This window comes from Paenibacillus sp. sgz302191 (genome assembly GCF_057749925.1).
Genome location: NZ_JBYLHY010000083.1, coordinates 1 through 1,453 on the forward strand (window position 1 = coordinate 1; position 1,453 = coordinate 1,453).

The window sequence follows — 1,453 nt, forward strand, 5'->3', positions numbered from 1 at the left end:
GCTTCATCGCTATAGTTCATGGCTAATGTCTGTGTAATAGAAAAATAGTCAATACTGTCCAGTAAGACGATTAATAGGGCGGGATGACTAATGTGGACCTCAATGAGCAGCAGTGACAATATGATTTCGGAAATGTTCAAAGTAGCCTTACAACTGGAAGAGCCGTGGAAGCTAACGCATATAGAGTTTGACGATCAGGATCATGCCTGGCATTTGTTCATTGATTTTGAACGAGGAGCGATCTTTTCCTGTCCATTATGCGGGACAGCCTGCAAAGCTTATGACACGGAGAAAAAACACTGGCGGCACTTGGATTTCTGGGACTGGAAAACGTTCATGCATGCCAGAATGCCGCGAGTAAAATGCAACGTATGCAACAAAGTGACCCAAGTATCTGTGAAATGGTCCAGACCTCAATCCCACTTTACGCTGCTGTTCGAGGCTTGGGCAATGCGGTTAATGGCTGAAATGCCTGTTAACGCAGCGGCCCGTGAACTCCGTGAGCATGACACGCGGATGTGGCGTATTTTCCATCACTACGTGGATAAAGCTATGGACGAACTCGATCTCTCAGATGTCAAACGAATAGCCATCGATGAAACATCTTCAAGGCGCGGACATCGTTACATCACCCTGTTCGTAGATGTGGATCGTAAAACAGTCCTGTTTGCCACCGAAGGCAAAGGGATGGACACGCTCGAACGTTTCAAGGCACATCTTGCCTCAAAAGGCGCATCTGCGAAGCGGATTGAAGAGGTTTGCTGCGATATGTCGCCTGCTTTTATCAGCGGTGTTGAAGCGTACTTTCCTGACGCGGAGATCACGTTTGATAAATTCCATGTGATGAAGCTGGTCGGCGAAGCCGTAGATGAAGTGCGAATTCAAGAGCAAAAGCAAAAACCTGAACTGAAACGTACGAAATACATCTGGTTAAAGAACGAAAACAATCTCAAAGCCGAGCAAAAGGAAACCTTGCTGCGTTTGAAAGACAGCAACCTGCAGACAGGGCGAGCGTACCGTCTTAGACTGGCTCTACAGGATCTGTGGACGACCCCACATATATTAGCGGATGTTTATCTGCGGGAATGGATCGGCTGGGCGACCCGCTCAAAGCTTGCCCCCATGGTGCATTTAGCCAAAACAATCAAACAACATGAAGAGGGTATCTTACGTTGGTTCCACAGTCGAATGACGAACGGTTTGCTCGAGGGCATTAATGGCCTCATTCAAGCAGCCAAACGAAAAGCTCGTGGGTACAGAAACGTTCAGAATCTAATTGCCATGGTTTACATGACCGCTAACAAACTCCGGATTCCGGAGCTCTCAGCACGCAGGTCCTAAATCCGTCTCTAACCCTTTTCCCTTTTATACCATTTTTTAAGAAACTCGTAATTGCCGAGGTAACTATGATCCTATTTTATGTGGCATTACCCATCCAGTAGAGCGAAGAGCC

The 1,453-nt window shown here is 47.1% G+C and carries 1 protein-coding gene; it reads left to right on the plus strand.

Going from position 1 to position 1,453, the window contains the following annotated elements; genetic code table 11:
* Positions 1 to 102 precede the first annotated feature (102 nt).
* Positions 103 to 1,341, plus strand: coding sequence for an ISL3 family transposase (locus tag AC3G2T_RS38640; protein ID WP_488438807.1), 1,239 nt, complete (start codon positions 103 to 105; stop codon positions 1,339 to 1,341).
* Positions 1,342 to 1,453 lie beyond the last annotated feature (112 nt).

Coding starts and splice junctions, on each gene's coding strand:
- AC3G2T_RS38640 (WP_488438807.1), top strand. CDS start 103: ATGAGCAGCAGTGACAATATGATTTCGGAAATGTTCAAAGTAGCCTTA.